The 17,481-nt window shown below is 72.4% G+C and carries 15 protein-coding genes; 13 read left to right on the top strand and 2 right to left on the bottom strand.

The genetic code is table 11. From position 1 onward, the window contains the following. Positions 1-71 precede the first annotated feature (71 nt). Complete coding sequence (locus tag Sco07f_RS10490) at positions 72-1,295, bottom strand: ROK family protein (protein ID WP_007445365.1); 1,224 nt, start codon at positions 1,293-1,295, stop codon at positions 72-74. Positions 1,296-1,505: 210 nt separating this feature from the next. Between Sco07f_RS10490 and Sco07f_RS10485 the strand changes: the two genes are divergently transcribed. The 5 genes from Sco07f_RS10485 to Sco07f_RS10465 all read left to right on the top strand — a co-directional run bounded on the left by Sco07f_RS10485 (position 1,506) and on the right by Sco07f_RS10465 (position 7,866). Next, positions 1,506-3,314, top strand: a complete 1,809-nt coding sequence (locus Sco07f_RS10485; protein ID WP_108987648.1) for a peptide ABC transporter substrate-binding protein — start codon at positions 1,506-1,508, stop codon at positions 3,312-3,314. A 61-nt stretch (positions 3,315-3,375) separates the two neighbouring features. Further along, positions 3,376-4,335: an ABC transporter permease gene (locus tag Sco07f_RS10480; RefSeq protein WP_108987647.1), complete on the top strand. Its 960-nt coding sequence runs from the start codon at positions 3,376-3,378 to the stop codon at positions 4,333-4,335. Further along, a complete protein-coding gene (locus Sco07f_RS10475; protein WP_007445362.1) occupies positions 4,332-5,225 on the top strand; it encodes an ABC transporter permease in 894 nt (297 codons plus the stop codon). The genes Sco07f_RS10480 and Sco07f_RS10475 overlap by 4 nt, the downstream gene beginning before the upstream one ends. Next, positions 5,222-6,943, top strand: coding sequence for a dipeptide ABC transporter ATP-binding protein (locus Sco07f_RS10470; RefSeq protein ID WP_108987646.1), 1,722 nt, complete (start codon positions 5,222-5,224; stop codon positions 6,941-6,943). Before Sco07f_RS10475 ends, Sco07f_RS10470 begins: the two co-directional genes overlap by 4 nt. Continuing rightward, positions 6,940-7,866: an ROK family protein gene (locus Sco07f_RS10465; protein ID WP_054099768.1), complete on the top strand. Its 927-nt coding sequence runs from the start codon at positions 6,940-6,942 to the stop codon at positions 7,864-7,866. The genes Sco07f_RS10470 and Sco07f_RS10465 overlap by 4 nt, the downstream gene beginning before the upstream one ends. 21 nt (positions 7,867-7,887) lie before the next feature. Here Sco07f_RS10465 and Sco07f_RS10460 read toward each other — a convergent pair whose 3' ends face one another. After that, the gene (locus Sco07f_RS10460; RefSeq protein WP_174855333.1) at positions 7,888-9,066 is read right to left on the bottom strand and encodes a YihY/virulence factor BrkB family protein; all 1,179 of its coding nucleotides are present in this window, start codon (positions 9,064-9,066) and stop codon (positions 7,888-7,890) included. A gap of 101 nt (positions 9,067-9,167) precedes the next feature. Here Sco07f_RS10460 and Sco07f_RS10455 point away from each other — a divergent pair, with 101 nt between their 5' ends. From Sco07f_RS10455 to Sco07f_RS10425, 8 genes are all read left to right on the top strand, one after another. After that, positions 9,168-10,811 carry an acyl-CoA dehydrogenase family protein gene (locus Sco07f_RS10455; RefSeq protein ID WP_108987645.1) on the top strand — a complete coding sequence of 548 codons (1,644 nt, stop codon included), beginning with the start codon at positions 9,168-9,170 and terminating at the stop codon, positions 10,809-10,811. Between the two features lie 242 nt (positions 10,812-11,053). Further along, entirely contained in the window at positions 11,054-12,337 is a 1,284-nt protein-coding gene (locus Sco07f_RS10450; RefSeq protein WP_108987644.1) for a GAF domain-containing protein, read from the top strand. Between the two features lie 144 nt (positions 12,338-12,481). Continuing rightward, on the top strand, positions 12,482-13,795 hold the full coding sequence (locus Sco07f_RS10445; protein WP_108987643.1) for a hypothetical protein: 1,314 nt from the start codon (positions 12,482-12,484) through the stop codon (positions 13,793-13,795). Positions 13,796-13,879: 84 nt separating this feature from the next. Further along, entirely contained in the window at positions 13,880-14,452 is a 573-nt protein-coding gene (locus Sco07f_RS10440) for a GNAT family N-acetyltransferase (RefSeq protein WP_007387819.1), read from the top strand. Between the two features lie 149 nt (positions 14,453-14,601). Continuing rightward, positions 14,602-14,685, top strand: coding sequence for a putative leader peptide (locus Sco07f_RS41225; protein WP_309475039.1), 84 nt, complete (start codon positions 14,602-14,604; stop codon positions 14,683-14,685). A gap of 214 nt (positions 14,686-14,899) precedes the next feature. Continuing rightward, a complete protein-coding gene (locus tag Sco07f_RS10435; RefSeq protein ID WP_007387818.1) occupies positions 14,900-16,597 on the top strand; it encodes a nitrite/sulfite reductase in 1,698 nt (565 codons plus the stop codon). Further along, positions 16,594-16,773: a hypothetical protein gene (locus Sco07f_RS10430; protein WP_007387817.1), complete on the top strand. Its 180-nt coding sequence runs from the start codon at positions 16,594-16,596 to the stop codon at positions 16,771-16,773. The genes Sco07f_RS10435 and Sco07f_RS10430 overlap by 4 nt, the downstream gene beginning before the upstream one ends. Beyond that, positions 16,770-17,480, top strand: coding sequence for a phosphoadenylyl-sulfate reductase (locus tag Sco07f_RS10425; RefSeq protein WP_108987642.1), 711 nt, complete (start codon positions 16,770-16,772; stop codon positions 17,478-17,480). Before Sco07f_RS10430 ends, Sco07f_RS10425 begins: the two co-directional genes overlap by 4 nt. The last annotated feature ends 1 nt before the right edge of the window (position 17,481 follow it).

Here is a 17,481-nt window from a genome sequence, read left to right as displayed (position 1 = left end):
GCTCGTGCGAGTGATGCTCGTGCTGGTGATGCTCGTGCGAGTGGTGCTCGTACGGGTGGTGCGGGGATCGCTCAGGGAGTGGCGGGGGTCTGGAACCGGTCCGGGTCGAGCTGGGCTCCGCCGACCTCGCGCAGCGCCTGCGCGAGCGCCCGCTGGAGGGCGAACTGTCCGGCGCCCAGCAGGCCGGCGTCGGCGCCGAGGACGGCGCGTTCGATGGCGAGGTGTTCGGTGACCAGCGGGTGGCAGCTCTCGTACAGCTGGCTGCGGACGGCGGCGACGAACGGCTCGACGGTGGAGAGGATGCCGCCCAGGTAGACGGCGTCCGGGTTGAAGAAGTTGACGTTGGCGGCGAGCACCTGGCCCAGGTAGTCCCCCGCCCTGCGCACCGCCCGGTTGGCCTCCGGGTGCGCGTCGGTGGCCAGCCGCACCACGTCCTCGGCGCTGCTGACATCGACGCCCTCCTCCCGCAGCACCCGGACGAGGGCGGCACCTGAGGCGACCGTCTCCAGGCAGTCGGTGTTGCCGCAGGAACAGGGCACGTGGTCGCCGCGGGCGATGCGGATGTGGGTGATCTCCCCGGCGGCACCCGTGCCGCCGCGGTAGAGCCGGCCGTCGACGAGGGCGGCGGCGCCGATCGCGGTGCCCGTCTTCACCATGATCACCTGCTGGTGGCGGCCCTCGCGGGCGGTGTGCTCGCCGACGGCCATGCAGTTCGCGTCGTTGTCGGCGACTGCGGGGACCGCGAAGCGCTCCCGGAGCCAGGACTCGACGGGGAAGCGGTTCCAGCCGGGCATGCGGGAGGGCTGCACGACGCGTCCCGTGGCGGTGTCGACCGGGCCGGGCAGGGAGAGTCCGACGCCCCGCAGCCGCGCCCTGCCGTGGCGTTCGACCAGCTCTTCCAGGGTGGCGGCGAGGCCGGTCAGGGCAGCCTGCGGGCCCTCGGCGATCACCAGCGGCACGGTGGAGACGTCACGCAGCTCGCCGCCCGGCAGGACCACTCCGACGCGGGCGTGTCTGCCGCCCAGGTCGGCGGCGACGGCGAACTCGTCCTGGCCGCCGAGTCTGAGCACCTTGCGCGGGCGTCCGCCGGTGGAGGACTGGGTCCCCTCCTCGGCGACCAGGCCGTGCTCGACGAGCTGGGCCACGGCCACCGAGACGCTGGAGGCCGCGGCACCGAGCAGCTCGGCGAGCTGGGCCCGGGAGGTCGCCCGGCCGGAGGCGACGAGTTCGAGGGCGCGCGCCGCCAGCGCCGAGGTGCCGGCCGTCTTCCGGCTCCGCGTACTTATTTCATTCATGTACGTACTTACTTCCCCACGGTCGGTCCGATGCAGACAGTACGCCTGAAACGCCGTCCCGTGAATGGGTATTCGCCCAGTAAATCGCCACGGTGACAGCGTCCGGACTTTTTTCAGAACCGGAGATACTTAGTTGTTACCCAACTTTGTTTGTACCTGCGCCGAGGCAGGCGTTAGCTGACCTCCACGCCATTCACCTGGAGGAGATACATGTCCCCTGCTCGCACAGCGACACGCCGACGCCGGGCGCTCGTCGCCGGCGCATGCGCGGCCGTGGGTGTGCTGCTCAGCGGCTGCACGGGCGGTGTCTCCGCCCCGTCGGGCTCGAAGAACGAGATCAACTACGCCCTCCCGGCGAACTTCACCCCCAACTGGATCGTCCCGATCGGAACGCCGGGGCACCTCAACACCAACAACTCCTCCATATCCCAGGCCATGTGGGAGCCCTTGATCGCCTACGACGGCTCCGCCGGCGAGATCGGCTGGAACAAGGACAACTCCCTGGCGACGGACGCGGAATTCGCCGCGGACAACAAGAGCGTCACCATCACCCTCGGCGACCGCCACTGGAGCGACGGCGAACCGGTCACCTCCCGGGACGTCGAGTTCTGGTACAACCTGGTCAGGGCGAACAAGAAGGCGTGGGCCAGCTACAGTCCGGGCAAGGCACCGGACGTCTGGACCTCTTTCAAGACCCTCGACGACCGGCACTTCACCCTCGAGTTCGACCGTGCCTACAACCGGCAGTGGATGCTCGCCGACGAGCTGAGCATGATCCGTGTGATGCCCCAGCACGCGTGGGACAAGACCAGCGACTCGGGGCCCGTCTCCGACCTCGACCGCACCGCGGCCGGCGCCAAGAAGGTCTGGACGTACCTGATCGACGCCGGCAAGAAGATCTCCCACTACGCGAGCGACCCGCTGTGGAAGAAGGTCAGCGGACCGTACCGGCTCAAGTCCTTCTCCACCTCCGGCCGGGTCGAGTTGATCGAGAACGAGAAGTACGACGGCGGGGGCGCGGCCCACGTGAAGCAGATCAACCTGCTCTCCTTCACCACCGTGGCCGCCGAGGAGAACGCGCTGCGGGCCGGCACCGTCGACTACGGCTACATCCGGGCCTCCGACCTCGGCATCAAGAAGTCCTTCACGGACCTCGGCTACCACGTCGAACGCTGGTCCGGCTGGGCCGTCACCTACATGCCGTACAACTTCAACAACCCGGAGATGGGCCCGGTCTTCAAGCAGTTGTACGCCCGGCAGGCCATCCAGAAGTCGGTCGACCAGAAGACCCTGTCCGAGGTGCTCTACAACGGCACCGCGGTCCCCACGTACGGTCCCGTCCCGCAGGGGCAGCCGTCCGCCTTCCTCTCCGAGGAGCAGAAGGCGGAGCCGTACCCGTTCTCCAACTCCGAGGCGCGCAAGCTGCTGACGGACCACGGCTGGACCGAGCAGGACGGCACCATGGTGTGCACCTCTCCGGGCGAGGGCGCGGGGCACTGCGGCGAGGGGGTCGAGGAGGGCACCGAGTTCAGGATGCGGGTGCTCGCCCAGTCCGGCTCCACGGAGACGGACAACATGATGAGCGCCCTCCAGTCCTCCTTCGAGGAGACCGGCATCGACTTCGAGATCAAGACCGCGCCGGTCAACTCGGTCCTCTCGCAGACCGGGCAGTGCGAGCCGGACGACCCCGCCTGCAAGTGGCAGCTCTCCTTCTTCGGCAGCGCGGGCAGCTGGTACTTCCCCGCCTACCCCAGCGGTGACGCGCTCTTCGCGAGCGGCGGCGGCTCCAACTTCGGCAACTACTCCAACCCCGAAGTGGACCGGCTGATCGACCGGACGACGACCTCCTCGTCGTCCGACGCCATGCTCGCCTACAGCAAGGCCCTCGCCGAGGACCTGCCCGTGATCTGGCTCCCCGAGCCCGACTACCAGGTCTCCGTGATCAGGGACGGGCTCGGCGGGTTCGCCCAGGACTCCCTCGCCAACTTCCATCCCGCCATGTGGGCGTGGACGAAGTGAGCCCGGGCCCGGTCCGCCTCACCCGCAGCCGCCCCGTCCGCATCCAGCCACCCGGAAAACCATGAGCACTTACTCCTTCCTGATCAGGCGGGTCCTCCAGGCCCTGGCGGTGGTCCTCCTCGTGACCGTCGTGGTGTTCTGCCTGCTGCACGCCCTGCCCGGGGGGCCGGCCCGCGGCATCCTCGGCCCGCAGGCCACCGCCTCGCAGATCGCCGCCTTCAACCACGAACAGGGGCTCGACAAGCCGCTGCCGGTTCAGTACCTGTACTTCCTGAACCAGCTGGTCCACGGCGACCTCGGCATGTCCTACACCCTCAACGAACCCGTCTCCCAGCTGATCACCGAGCGGCTGCCGAAGACGCTGCTGCTGACCGTCCTGTCGGCCGTCATCGGCCTGCTGTTCGCGGTGCCGCTCGGCGTGTGGCAGGCGGTCCGCCGCAACAAGCCGGCCGACTACGTCATCACCACGCTCAGCTTCATCGCCTACTCCACCCCCGTGTACTTCCTCGGGCTGATCCTGGTCCTCGTCTTCAGCCAGGTCCTGCCCTGGTTCCCGGCCCAGGCACCCCAGGGCAACAGCGTCGCCGACATCCTCGCCCAGCCCCAGGGACTGGTGCTGCCGGTGGTGGCGGGCGCGGCCACGATGGTCGCCGTCTTCAGCCGCTACATGCGCTCGGCCACGCTGGAGAACCTGACCGAGGACTACGTGCGCACGGCGCGGGCCGGCGGCACCCGCCCCCGGGCCATCCTGACGCGGCACGTCTTCCGCAACTCGCTGACCCCCGTGGTGGCCATGCTCGGCTACTACGTACCGGTCCTCTTCGGCGGCGCGCTGGTGGTGGAGCAGCTCTTCAACTACCCCGGGATGGGCCTGCTGTTCTGGACCGCCGCCCAGTCCTCCGACTATCCCGTGCTGCTGGGATGCGTCCTGGTCATCTCGATCGCCACGGTGACCGGCACCCTCCTGGCCGACATCCTGCAGCGCGTCATCGACCCCCGAGTGAAGGCAGGCCGGTCATGAGCTCCCTCGCCTCCCTGGACGGGCTCGAGTCGAAGCCCGCGCCCGCCGTCTCCGGCACCCGGCTCGCGGTCCGCCGCTTCCTGCGCAACCGCCTCGCCGTGGTGGGGCTCGGCGTGGTGGTGTTCTTCGTGCTGTTCTGCTTCGTGGGCCCGCTGGTCTACGAGACCGACCAGACGCACACGCTGCTCCAGCAGGTCAACCAGTCGCCGAGCGGCGCCCACTGGCTCGGCACCGACGCGGTCGGCCACGACGAGCTGGGCCGGCTGATGTACGGCGGCAAGGTGTCCCTGATCGTCGGTCTGTCGGCCGGTGTCCTCGCCACGGTCATCGGCACCCTGTGGGGCGCCGCGGCCGGATACGCGGGCGGCTGGATCGACGCGGTGATGATGCGCGTGGTGGACGCGGGCATCGCCATCCCCGCCCTGTTCATCCTGCTGGTGGTCTCCGCGATCACCACCCCGGACCTGACCGGCCTGGTCCTCATCCTCGGCCTCATCTCCTGGCTGGTGCCCTCGCGGCTGGTGCGGGCGGAGACCCTGACGCTGAAGAACCGGGACTTCGTCCTCACCCTCCGCGCGATCGGCGGCGGCCACGGGCGGGCCATCGTCCGGCACATCCTGCCGAACTCGGTGTCGACCGTCATCGTGGCGGCCACCTTCCAGATCGCCGACGCGATCCTGCTGGTGGCCTACGTCTCCTACCTCGGTCTGGGCGTCCAGCCCCCGTCCACCGACTGGGGCGGCATGCTCTCCACGGGAATGACCGCCGCCTACTCGGGCTACTGGTGGCTGATCGTGCCACCCGGCCTCGCCATCATCCTGGTGGTGTGGGCGTTCAACGCGATCGGAGACGGACTCCGGGACGCATTCGACGTGAGGGGGCGCGCATGAGCGCCGTTCGACGACCGGCCGCTCCCGTCGCCGGGGAGCACATCCTCGACCTCGACGACCTGGGCGTCGAGTTCACCACGGAGACCGGCACGGTACGGGCCGTGCGCGGCGTGTCCCTGCACGTCGCGCCCGGCGAGACGCTCGCCCTGGTCGGCGAGTCGGGCTCGGGCAAGTCCACCGTCGCGCTGGCCGCCATGGGACTGCTGTCCGGCAACGCCCGCGCCACCGGAAGGGCCGTCGTGGACGGCACCGACATCGTCGGCGCCGACGAGGAGCGGCTGTCCGGGCTGCGCGGCTCGACCGTCTCCATGGTGTTCCAGGAGCCGGCCACCGCGCTCGACCCGCTCAGCCGGGTCGGCAAGCAGATCGCCGAGGTCATCCGCAACCACCGGCGGATCTCCGCGGCGGACGCCGCCGAGCGCGCCGTCGAACTGCTCCGCCGGGTCGGCATCCCGGAGCCCGAGCAGCGGGCCCGTTCCTACCCCTTCCAGCTCTCCGGCGGCCAGCGTCAGCGCGTCGTCATCGCCATGGCCATCGCCAACGAACCGGCGCTGCTGATCGCCGACGAGCCCACCACCGCGCTCGACGTGACGGTGCAGGCCGAGATCCTCGACCTGCTGCGGCGGCTGGCGGCGGAGACCGGCACCGGGGTCCTGCTGGTCACCCACAACATGGGCGTCGTCGCGGACTTCGCCGACCGGGTCGCGGTGATGTACCAGGGCGCCCTCGTGGAGACGGGGTCCGTCGAGGACGTACTGCTGCGTCCCTCGCACGACTACACCAAGCGGCTGCTGTCCGCCGTGCCGCGGCTCTCGGTCGCCGAGGCCGACGGGCCCGGTGAGCGGCCGGCGCCGGAGCCCGACGCCGCGGCCGCCGGAGAACCGGCGGTGGAACTGAAGGACGTCTCCGTGGTCTTCGGCCGCGGGAAGCACGCGGTGCACGCCCTGAAGGGCGTCTCCTTCGCCGTCCACCCCGGGGAAACCCTGGGCCTGGTGGGCGAGTCGGGCTCCGGCAAGTCCACCGCCTCCCGGGTGGCGCTCGGCCTGATCGGCCCCACGGCGGGCTCCGTCACCCTGTTCGGCGCCGACCTGGCCGCCACCCGTGCGCGGGCCCGGCGGGCGCTGCGCGCCGGCATCGGCGTCGTCCTCCAGGACCCGGTCGCCTCGCTGGACCCCCGGATGACGGTCGGCGAATGCGTCGCGGAACCGCTGCGGGTGCACCGCCGGAGACTGTCCCGGAGGGAACGGGAGGCGCTGGTCGCCGACGTCCTCGACCGGGTCCGGCTGCCGCGGGAGATGGCCCGGCGCGCTCCGCGCGAACTGTCCGGCGGCCAGCGCCAGCGCGTGAGCCTCGCGCGTGCGCTGGTCCTCGAACCCCGGCTGCTGGTGGCGGACGAGCCCACCAGCGCCCTGGACGTGAGCGTGCAGGAAGCGGTCCTCGAAGTGATCCGCGAACTCCAGGAGGAGCTGGGCTTCGCCTGCCTGTTCGTCTCCCACGACCTGGCCGTCGTACAGCAGTTCGCGCGCCGGGTGGTCGTGATGCGGGCCGGGCGGGCCGAGGAACAGGGACTCACGTCGGCCACCCTTCTCCACCCGGAGACCGACTACACCCGGCGCCTGCTGGCGGCGGTGCCCGTGCCCGACCCGGTCGTCCAGCGCGGCCGCCGGGCCGAGCGGCTGGCGACCCTCGCCGCCGGGCGGACGGAGGAGCAGGGGTGAGCAGGCACGACACGCCGGTCTTCGCCGGGGTGGACATCGGCGGCACCAGCACCCAGGTGGTGCTCTGCGACGGGGAACTGACGGTGCTCGACCGTGCGGAGACGGCCACTCCGGCCGGCCGCGGCGGCCGGGCGATGATCGCCGCCGCACTCGACGCGCTCGCCGTCGTACGGGCGCGCACGCCGGGACGGCTGGCCGCCGTGGGGGTCGGCGCCGCCGGAGTGGTGGACGCCGCCTCCGGTCACGTCCTGGTGGCGAGCGACTCCTTCACCGACTGGGCCGGCTTCCCCGTGACCGCCGCCCTGCGGACCGCGCTGGGTGTGCCCGCCTTCCTCGACAACGACGTCAACGCGTTCCTGCGCGGCGAGATCGCGTGCGGCGCGGCGGCGGGCGAGGAGGACGTCCTCGGCATGACCCTGGGCACCGGCGTCGGCGGGGCGCTGTGGACGGGCGGAGAGCTGCGCACCGGAGCCCACGGCGCGGCCGGCGAGATCGGCCACGTCCCCGGTTTCGGCGACCTGCCGTGCACCTGCGGGGGCCGGGGCCACCTGGAGACGCTGGCCTCCGCCCGGTCCCTGCGGGCGCGCTACGGCGAGCGCACCGGGCGGGAGCTGACCGCACGCGAGGTGGCCGACGCGGCCCGGGCCGGGGACGCGGACGCCCGTGCCGTGTACGCGGCGGCGGGGGCCGGGATCGCGCGCGCGATCGTGATGACCGCCGGCCTCGTCGACATCGGCACGGTCGTGGTCGGGGGCGGCGTCAGCGGCGCCTGGACACTGCTCGAACCGCTGATCCAGGAACGGCTCGCCGCGGAACCGCCGATCAGCGGGCACCCCGTCAAACTGCTGCGGGCGGCTCTGGGCAACGACGCCGTGCCGCTGGGCGCGGCGGCCCGGGCGCGCCACGAGCTGACCGGCCGCTGAGCCCGCCCCTCGACAGGCGTACTAGGAGGCCTCGGGCTTGTCGTGGCCGTGGCCGTGCCCGTGCCCGTGACCGCCGTCATGGTGGTTGTGGTGCGCGGGCGGCGCGCTCTTCGGGTGGGTGCGCAGGCGGGCCGTGACGTCCTCGGGCGGCAGGAAGCGGGACCAGCGTTCCGGGAACTCGGAGGGCATGTCCGGGTCGCCCTCGCCGTTCGCGGAGGTGCGGGCCACGTATTCGGCGACCTGGGCCTGGCGCAGCCGCTCGTTGGCCTCGCGGGCGGCCGCGGTGGCGGCGGCCGGCCACACCCGGTCGATGGCCGCGTTGACCGCCGCGCCGACGAGCACCGCGAACGCGGACACGCCGATCCACAGCAGTACGGCGACGGGCGCGGCCAGGGAGCCGTAGATGGTGGGGCCCTCGACGGTGCTGGTGAGGTAGATGCGCAGCAGGAAGCTGCCCAGCACCCACATGGCGAGGGCGACCAGCGCGCCGGGGACGTCCTCGATCCACGGGGAACGCACGGGCACGGACACGTGGTACAGCGTGGTCAGGAAGGCCACGGACAGGATGATGACGACCGGCCAGTACAGGACCTGCACGACCGTCGTCGACCAGGGCACCACCCGCACCACGGCGTCCGGTCCCGCCACCATCAGCGGCAGCGCGATCGACCCGATCAGCAGGGCGACGATGAAGAGGAGGAAGGCCATCAGGCGGGTCCTGACGATGCCCCGGACGCCGTCGAGGCCGTACATCACGGTGATGGTGTCGATGAAGACGTTCACCGCTCGGGAGCCCGACCACAGGGCGAACAGGAAGCCGATGGAGATGACGTCGGGCCGGCCGCCCTTCATCACGTCGTCCAGGATCGGCTCGGTGATCTGCTTGACGCCCTTCTCGGAGAGCACCGCGCGGGAGGCGTCCAGGATGTTGGTGCGCAGGCTCTCGGTGGTGTCGGCGCCGATCCAGGAGTCGACGTAGCCGAGCAGCCCGAGGAGGCTCAGCAGCAGGGGCGGCACCGAGAGCAGGGTGAAGAACGCGGCTTCGGCGGCGAGGCCGAGGATGCGGTACTCCATGCACGAGTTGACCGTGTCCTTGAGCAGCAGCCAGGCGGTCCTGCGTTTGGAGACGTTCCGGTACAGAACTCGGGCACGGTGGAGCCGGCCCGAGGGCCGTTCGGGGGAGTCACTTGCTGGCTGCACGCCCTAAAGGTATCCGGCGCTCGGGGTGGCACTCATCCACGGACGCCCGGTGATCCCGGACCGGGTCCGCCGCGGCCCCGGGGCAGGGTAGGTTCACGTCCATGGCAGGCAGTACCCACACCGTGACGAATCAGGCGCCGCCGCTGACCGGCTACGACGTGTTCGCCGCCGACCGGGCCCTGACGGAGGCCGTCGAGCGGCATCTGGCGGCGGAGCTGCGCGAGGAGGCGGTCGCGGAGCTGTCCGGGACGGGCCGCGGCTGCGGGGCGCCGCAGACCCAGGAGTGGGGTGCGCAGGCCGACGCGCATCCCCCGGTGCTGCGCACCCACGACCGGTACGGCCACCGCGTCGACGAGGTCGACTTCCACCCCTCCTGGCACCGGCTGCTCGGCAAGGGCGTCTCGGCGGGGCTGACCGACGCCCGGTCGCGGCCGGGCGGGCACGTACGGCGTGCGGCGGGGTTCGTCCTGTGGACCCAGGTGGAGGCGGGCGTCTGCGGCCCCCTGTCCACGACCCACGCGGCGGTGCCCGTCCTGCGCGCCGACCCGGGGCTGGCCGCCGAGTGGGAGCCCCTGCTGACCTCCCGGGTCTACGACCGGGGGCTGCGGCCGGCCCGGCTGAAGGCCGGGGTGCTGTTCGGGACGGGCCTGACGGAGAAGCAGGGCGGCAGCGACCTGCGGGCGAACACCACGTCGGCGCGGCCGCTGGCCGAGGACGGGACGTACGAGCTGACCGGGCACAAGTGGTTCTGCTCGGCGCCGATGTCGGACGGCTTCCTGGTGCTGGCCCGGGCTCGTGGAGGGCCGACCTGCTTCCTGGTGCCGCGCGTGCTGGCGGACGGCACCCGCAACGCGTTCCTGATCCAGCGGCTCAAGGACAAGCTGGGCAACCGGTCCAACGCCTCGGCGGAGGTCGAGTTCGCCGGGACCTGGGCGCGCCGGGTCGGCGAGGAGGGGCGCGGGACGGCCGCCGTCGCCGGGATGGCGGAGGCGACGCGGCTGGACTGCGTGCTGGGGTCGGCGGGGCTGATGCGGCAGGCGGTGGCGCAGGCGGTGCACCACTGCGCCTACCGGGAGGCCTTCGGCGGGAAGCTCGCCGACAAGCCGCTGATGCGCAACGTCCTGGCGGATCTCGCGCTCGAGTCGGAGGCGGCCACGGTGCTCGGGATGCGGCTCGCGGCGGCCTGCGACGCCGCGGAGGCCGGGGACGAGCGGGAGCGGGCGCTGCTGCGGCTCGCGGTGCCCGCGGCCAAGTACTGGGTGGCCAAGCGGTGTGCGCCGGTCGTGGTGGAGGCGGCCGAGTGCCTGGGCGGCAACGGGTACGTCGAGGAGTCCGGGATGCCCCGCCTGGTGCGCGAGTCGCCGTTGAACTCGGTCTGGGAGGGCGCCGGGAACGTGCAGGCACTGGAGGTGCTGCGGGCGCTGGAGCGGGAGCCCGCGGCACTGGACGCGTATCTGACGGAGGTGGGCGCCGCGCGCGGGGCCGATCACCGGCTGGACGCGGCGATCCGGGGGCTGCTGACGGAGCTGGCCGACCTCGCGGCCGCCGAGGGGCGGGCGCGGCTGCTGGCGGAGCGGCTGGCGCTGGTGCTCCAGGGCGCGCTGCTGGTGCGGTACGCGCCGGCCGAGGTCGCCGACGCGTTCTGCGCCTCGCGGCTGGGCGGCGACGGGGGCGCGGCCTTCGGCACGCTGCCGCCCACGCTCGACCTGGCGGCGGTGGTGGAGCGGGCCCGGCCGGTGGCCTGATCCCGGCCGCGTGGCGCGGGGGTGGTGCTGCGCCGACACGGCACCACCCCCGCCACACGGGCCCGATCAGGCCGCGTACGCCGCTCGGGACGGCGTGGTTCAAGTTTGGACACCCGCGAGGCGGTCCACCAGGGTTGCAGGGGGTTGCAACTTGCGGTCGGCTGTGTGCGGACCGTGCCCGCCGGGCATGGGCAACCGGTCACTATGAGACGAACATTCGGCTTCCGGAAGGACGAGGTCCCGTGGCGCTCTCGCCCATGGACGTGACGCAGTTCGCCGCCGTCGACACGGCGCGCGCGGCCCGGATGCTCAGCGAGGTCCGCTCCGCGAGACTCTCCGGCGGGCGGGCTCCGGTGGCGCCGCGGCCGGTGATCGAGCAGTCCTGGGACCGGATGCTGCGCAGCGGCGTCGATCCGGAGCACGACTTCCGCTCCGGGCTGCTGGCGCCGGACGAGGTACGGCGGCGGCGCGCGTCCTCGGAGCTGCGGCACGTCCTGCCGGTGCTGCGGGAGGCGCTGCTGCCGGTCGCGGACGTGGCCCACCACATCATGGTGGTCGCGGACGAGGACGGCCGGGTGCTGTGGCGGGAGGGCAGCGCGCGGGTGCTGCGCCGGGCGGACGGGCTCGGCTTCGAGCTCGGGGCGGACTGGCGGGAGGAGGTGGTCGGCACCAACGGCGTGGGGACGCCCGCGGTCACCCGGCGGCCCGTACAGGTCTTCGCCTCCGAGCACTTCGTCCGGTCCCAGGCCACCTGGACCTGCGCCGGGGCGCCGATCACCGACCCGCGCAGCGGGCGGCTGCTCGGTGTGGTCGACGTGAGCGGGCCGCTGGAGACGATGCATCCGGCCACGCTGGCCTGGGTGGACTCCGTGGCCAAGCTGGCGGAGGCCCGGCTGCGGGAGTTGCACACCCGGTCCCTGGAGCGGTTGCGGGCGGTGGCGGCGCCGGTGCTGGCCCGGCTGGAGGGGCGGGCGCTGGTGGCGGACCGGGACGGCTGGACGGCGGCGGTGACGGGGATGCCGTACCTGGACCGGGTGGTGCTGCCCAAGTCGCCGGAGGCGGGGGCGCGGTGGCTGCCGGCGTTCGGGGCGTGCACGGTGGAGCCGCTGGCGGAGGGCTGGCTGGTGCGGGCCACGGCGGGGCCGGTGCCGCAGGGCGCCACCCGGATCGTCATCGACCTCGGGCAGCCGCGCCGCTGGTCGGTGCGGGTACTGGGGGGCGCGGAGGACTGGGCGCGGGAACTGAGCCCGCGGCACGCGGAGTTGCTCTACCTGCTGGCGGTGCACCGCAGTGGGCGCAGTGCCGCCGGGCTGGCCGAGGACATGTTCGGCGACCCGGCCCGCACGGTGACGGTTCGGGCCGAGATGTCGCGGGTGCGGAGGTACCTCGGGGCCTACCTGGAGCACCGGCCGTATCGTTTCTGCGAGGACGCGGAGGTCAAGGTCCTGCTCCCGGCCGACCCCCGTGACCTGCTCCCGCACTCCACGGCGCCGGCGGTGGTGGAGGGGCGGGCCGTTCGACTGTAAAGACGGGTCGATTTCGCATATTTGCATCGTCTGCGTCCACCGGGCCGCCCGTCTGCCGTAGCATCGTCCACGGACCGCCTCATCCGCTCCTCGGTCAACGCGACCACCGTCGAGCACAGTTGGTCCGGTGTCCGTGGAGGTTCTATGAAGCAGCGCGGCAGACACCGCCGGCGCAGACGGGGCAGGGCGCTGCGCGCCGCCCTGACCGGCGCGGCCCTCGCGCTGACGGGTGCCGCCACGCTGATCAGCGCCTCGCAGGCCACGGTCGCCGACGACCCCGGCACCCTCAAGCCCCTCACCTCCGCCGCCGACACCGACGCGCTGCGGCTGACCGAGCGCCGGGTGCCGGCGGAATGGCTCGACCGGCTCTCCGCCGCGATGGGCGACCCGGTGGGCGTCGACACCGTCCTGGACTCCGCCGACCGCACGCTGCGCGACGGGGCCGACTGCACGGCCGGGGAGCGCGAGTCGCTGCCGGTCTCCCCCGCCGCCACCCGCGCCTACTGCTGGGACGAGGCCGACACCGACGGCTGGCGCCCCGGCGCGGTCACCACCTCGGGAGAGGCCGAGGAGGACGGCCGCTGGGCCGGCCACCGGGTCATCCTCTCCGCCTGGTCCCTCGACGACGGCACGCCCCAGGGCGGTCTCGCCCGGGTCTCCTTCGTCAACGCCGACGACCCCGGCCGGCTCGGCTACACCTCGGCACTCCTCGCCGTCCCGGTCGACGGCGGCCACGACTACCGGGGGCTCGCCTCCCCCGTCACCGGCATGGTCTGGTACCAGGACAAGCTGCTGGTCACCGCGGGCGCCGGGGACCGCGACGCGCTCTACGTGTACGACGTGCAGCGCATCCAGCGCGCCACCACCGCGGCGGACGCCGTCGGCCGGGTGCCCGGCGGCTGGGCGGCGGGCGGCCACCGGTACGTGCTCCCCGCCATCGCCTCCTACCGGCTCCCCGACACCGACGACGCGGCCCGCCCCGGCGCGATCTCCCTGGACCGCGGCACGACCCCCGACAGCCTGGTGGCGAGCGAGCACGTCGACGCGGACGGCGACCGGCCCACCCGGCTGTGGCGCTACGCGCTGCGCCCCACCACCGACGTCGAGCGCGGCGGGCTGCCCGTCACCGACCCCACCGGGCACGTGAACGCGGTGGAGGCGTACGAGACCGGGGCGGCCGAGGTCGGCGGCGTGCTGTCGTACCACCCGCCGGGCACGGCCCGGACCGACTGGTACCTGGGACGCGCGGCCGGCGGGCAGGACGGACGCGGGACGCTGTGGCGCCAGGACCGGGAGGGCGCGCGGGCCTCGGAGTGCGGCGCGGACCGGTCGCAGCAGTGCTGGAGCGGACCGGCGGGCTCGCTGTCCTACTCGGAGCGGACCGGCGAGGTCTGGTCCCAGTCCGGCCGCATGCTGTTCGCACTGCCGCTGTCGTCGATCGAGGACGCGCTCGACTGACCCGCCGTCGCGGGTGCGGGCGGCGCACCGGCCCGCGCGGGCGGGAATCGACAGATCCGCGGAGCGGATGATTCCCTGACCGGCATGACCAACATCGCCGTGACCACGTGGTCCCTGGAGCAGACGGCGCCCACCGATCTGCTGCCGGCCGCCGCCCCGGAGGGGGACGTGCGGATCGTCCGCGCCGAGGTGCCCTCCCCCGAGTTCAGCCGCTTCCTGTACGCCTCGGTCGGCGGCGACATCCGCTGGACGGACCGGCTCGGCTGGAGCCACGCGCGGTGGCGGGAGCATCTGGAGCGGCCGGGCGTGGAGACCTGGGTCGCCCACGACCGCGGCACGCCCGCCGGATACGTGGAGCTGACGCCCGGCGACGACGGGGTGGTGGAGATCGAGTACTTCGGCCTGATCGCGGCCTTCCGCGGCCGGCGCATCGGCGGCCATCTCCTCTCGTACGGCACCGCCCGCGCCTGGGACCTCGCGGAGCGCTGGCCGGGGCTGGCCACCACCAAGCGGGTCTGGCTGCACACGTGCAGCAAGGACGGCGAGTACGCCATGGACAACTACCAGCGCCGCGGCTTCCGCCTGTTCGACACCAAGGTGGAGGAGGAGGCGGACGTGGCCACTCCGGGTCCGTGGCCCGGGGCCTTCCCCGCCTGACCTGCGCCGACACGTCTGTTTTCGGCCGTCCGGCCGACGGGCCGCCGCTCGTGTGACCAACGACACCCTTGTCTCGCTGTACGAGACAAGGGTGTCCACATTTTGGATTAAGCTGGACCTGGTCCAGATCGCCGTGCCAATCTTCCGTCATGCCTGGAACTGGAATTGCCTTGGTGAGTCGGCGGCACGTCGACCTCGGCCGCATGTCCAGCGCCATCTGTCCGGGCCGCTGAGAGCACCCTCCAGCACCTCCGGATCCCCCGCATTCACCTCGCTCCCGCGCAATGACGCGCACGCGTGTCCCACGTATCCCTACGTACGCCCACGTAGTGCCATGCGCCATGCGCGCAGGTCAGAGCCTCCCACCCGCCACCCGACCACCGCCCCTCATCGACGGCGCTGCGCGCCGACCCCCACTCGATGCTGTTCCCGAAGGACGTGTCAACCATGGCCGCCACTCCGCCGAAGCCTGCTGCCGCGAGCCCCCGCCGCAAGGTGAGCCGTCACCGCGGCGAGGGCCAGTGGGCGGCCGGACACTTCACCCCGCTCAACGGTGCCGAGCAGTTCAAGAAGGACGACGACGGTCTCAACGTTCGGACACGTATTGAGACGATCTACTCCAAGCGCGGTTTCGACTCGATCGACCCCAACGACCTGCGCGGACGCTTCCGCTGGTGGGGCCTGTACACGCAGCGCCGCCCCGGCATCGACGGCGGCCGCACCGGCCTGCTGGAGCCGGAGGAGCTCGAGGACGAGTACTTCATGCTGCGCGTCCGCGTCACCGGCGGCCGGCTCACCACCGAGCAGCTGCGGACCATCGGCGAGCTCTCCGAGACCTACGCCCGCGGCACCGCCGACATCACCGACCGGCAGAACATCCAGTTCCACTGGGTCCGCATCGAGGACGTGCCCAGCATCTGGGAACGTCTCGAGGCCGTCGGCCTGTCCACCACCGAGGCCTGCGGCGACTGCCCGCGCGGCATGCTCGGCTCCCCGGTGGCCGGCGTCGCCGAGGACGAGATCATCGACGGCACGGCCGCCCTGGACGAGATCGCCCGCCGCTACCTCGGCGACCCGCGCTTCTCCAACCTGCCGCGCAAGTACAAGACCGCGGTCTCCGGTTCCCCGCTGCTCGACGTCGCCCACGAGATCAACGACATCTCCTTCGTCGGCGTGGTCCACCCCGAGCACGGCCCCGGCTTCGACCTGTGGGTCGGCGGCGGACTGTCCACCAACCCCAAGTTCGGTGTGCGGCTGGGCGCCTGGGTGCCGGAGGCCGAGGTCCCGGACGTCTGGGAGGGCGTCACCTCGATCTTCCGCGACCACGGGTACCGGCGGCTGCGCAACCGCGCCCGCCTGAAGTTCCTGGTCGCCGACTGGGGCCCGGAGAAGTTCCGCCAGGTGCTCGAGGACGACTACCTGGGCCGCAGGCTGATCGACGGCCCGGCGCCCGAGATGCCCGCGCAGCAGTGGCGCGACCACATCGGTGTGCACCGCCAGAAGGACGGCCGCTTCTACGTCGGCTTCGCGCCGCGCGTGGGACGCATGGACGGTTCCGTGCTCACCAAGGTCGCCGAGCTGGCCGAGAACCACGGCTCGGGCCGGGTCTCCACCACCGTCGAGCAGAAGATGATCGTCCTCGACGTGCCCGGCGACCGGGTCGACTCGCTCGTGGAGTCCCTGGAGGCGCTCGACCTGCGGGTCAACCCCTCGCCGTTCCGGCGCGGCACGATGGCCTGCACCGGCATCGAGTTCTGCAAGCTCGCCATCGTGGAGACCAAGGAACGCGGCAGCGACCTGATGGACGAACTCGAGCGCCGGATGCCCGAGTTCGACGAGCCCATCACCATCAACATCAACGGCTGCCCGAACGCCTGCGCCCGCATCCAGACCGCGGACATCGGCCTCAAGGGCCAGCTGATGACCGACGCCGAGGGCCGGCAGGTCGGCGGCTACCAGGTGCACCTGGGCGGCGCCCTCGGCCTGGAGCCGAGCTTCGGCCGCAAGGTGCGCGGCCTGAAGGTGACCTCGGACGAGCTGCCGGACTACATCGAGCGTGTCCTCACCCGCTTCCAGGCCGAGCGCGAGGACGGCGAGCGCTTCGCCGCCTGGGCGGCCCGGGCCTCCGAGGAGGCCCTGTCGTGAGCGAGCGCGCCGCGCCCTTCTACTGCCCCTACTGCGGCGACGAGGACCTGCGTCCCGGTGAGCAGGGCCACGGCGCCTGGGAATGCGGGGCCTGCAACCGCGCATTCCAGGTGAAGTTCCTCGGGCTGCTCGCCCGGGGCCTTCAGCCCAACTCCACGGGAGGGGAACCGGCATGACCGCGGTTCAGGAAGAACGTACGACCGAGGAACTCAAGGCACTCGCCGAGCGGGCGGGCCGCGAGCTGGAGGACGCCTCCGCGCTGGAGATCCTCCGGTGGGCGGCAGAAACGTTCGGCAACCGGTTCTGCGTGACCTCGTCCATGGAGGACGCGGTCGTCGCCCACCTCGCCTCCCGCGCCCTGCCCGGCGTGGACGTGGTGTTCCTCGACACGGGTTACCACTTCCCGGAGACCATCGGCACCCGCGACGCGGTCGAGGCCGTGATGGACGTGAACGTCATCACGCTCACCCCGCGCCAGACGGTCGCCGAGCAGGACGCCCAGTACGGCCCGCGGCTGCACGACCGCGACCCCGACCTGTGCTGCGCGCTGCGCAAGGTGAAGCCGCTGGAAGAAGGGCTCAGGGGCTACCTGGCCTGGGCGACCGGGCTGCGCCGCGACGAGTCGGAGACCCGGGCGAACACGCCGGTCGTCGGCTGGGACGAGAAGCGGGGCAAGGTGAAGATCTCGCCCATCGCCAAGTGGTCACAGGAAGATGTGCAAACGTACGTCACCGAGCACGGCGTCCTCACCAACCCGTTGCTGATGGACGGCTATGCCTCCGTGGGCTGCGCGCCCTGCACCCGTCGTGTGCTGGAGGGCGAGGACGCCCGAGCCGGACGCTGGGCGGGCCGCTCGAAGACCGAGTGCGGGCTGCACGGCTGAC

The sequence above is a fragment of the Streptomyces coelicoflavus genome, from assembly GCF_003112555.1.
In the GTDB taxonomy this organism is placed as follows: domain Bacteria; phylum Actinomycetota; class Actinomycetes; order Streptomycetales; family Streptomycetaceae; genus Streptomyces; species Streptomyces coelicoflavus.
This window is presented reverse-complemented; position numbering and strand designations above follow the sequence as displayed.